Consider the following 1,053-nt stretch of genomic DNA (forward strand, 5'->3'; position numbering starts at 1 on the left):
TTTATTTTTTTTATTTCACGTGTTGGGTTTTTGTTTTTCCATTTGCAGTGGGTTTTGTTTTCCCCCAACTGTGCAGGTGTGCGGGAAACGCACACCCCGGATCGAGCACTGGAGACACCATGACCGCCGACCGCACCTCGACCAACCTGGACACCGCGATCGCCTACGCAGCAGCGGACCTGACCCGCACCGACACCAAGGCCGGGTTACTCCTCACCCTGGACGGCCTCCTCGTCGCCGCGCTCAGCCTCTCCGGCACCGACATGGACGGCCTCTCGCTCGCCCTGGCCGTGGTCGGCGCGGTCGCCCTGATCGGCTCCGTCGTGCTGTCCCTGCTGGTAATCCGCCCCCGCCTCACCGGCCGGGGCCTGGACGACCGCAGCTCCTACGCCTACTACGCCGACGCCGACCCGGCCGACATCACCGAGGCCCTGGCCGCCGACCGCCGCCCGGCCCGCCTGACCGCCCTGTCCCGCATCGCCCTCCGCAAGATGCGGCTCCTCCGGATCGCCGGAGACACCACGCTCGCCGCCGTGATCCTCATCGCCGCCGCGATCCTCACCCGCTGACGACCAGCCCCTCACCGGAAAGGCCAACACCATGTCCGTGTCACTGACCCGCACGCCCGCCGGCACCTGGCAGGTGGACGATCCCGAAGCCGCGCTCACCAACGCACGGATCAGCAGCGGCGTCCTGGAAGACGTACTCACCGCCCTGACCCTCACCACCTATGACCCGCTCGCGGCCCTCACCGGACACGAACGGGCACAGCTCCTCCGGTCCGCAGCCTCCATGGCCACCAGCCTCACCCGGCAGGTGCGACACCTCACCGTCGCTAACCGCGACATCGACGGCATGACCTGGGGCACCCTCTCCTCCCAACTCACCGGCGACCCTCACCAGCGCAGCACCGCCCGCAGCACCTACACCGCAGGCCGCCGCCAGCTCGGCCTCCCAGACAGCCCCTGGCCCGCCAACCCCGTCGCAGACTTCCCCGACGAAGAACTGGCGGACGCCATCGAGCGCCACCAGGACAGCAGCGACCCCGTAACC

2 protein-coding genes are annotated in these 1,053 nt (G+C 68.6%); both read left to right on the forward strand.

All coding sequences use genetic code 11. The features are described from left to right. The first annotated feature begins 119 nt into the window (after positions 1-119). A complete protein-coding gene (locus ACFVXH_RS41465; RefSeq protein WP_387831255.1) occupies positions 120-569 on the forward strand; it encodes a Pycsar system effector family protein in 450 nt (149 codons plus the stop codon). A 31-nt stretch (positions 570-600) separates the two neighbouring features. Beyond that, a partial coding sequence (locus tag ACFVXH_RS41470) for a hypothetical protein (protein ID WP_387831256.1) occupies positions 601-1,053 on the forward strand: 453 nt, incomplete at its 3' end.

Origin of the sequence: Kitasatospora sp. NPDC058184, assembly GCF_042883725.1 — a bacterium.
GTDB lineage: Bacteria > Actinomycetota > Actinomycetes > Streptomycetales > Streptomycetaceae > Kitasatospora.

Bases quoted from the DNA above. Each gene is read 5' to 3' on its own strand.
- ACFVXH_RS41465 (WP_387831255.1), top strand. From the start codon at position 120: ATGACCGCCGACCGCACCTCGACCAACCTGGACACCGCGATCGCCTAC.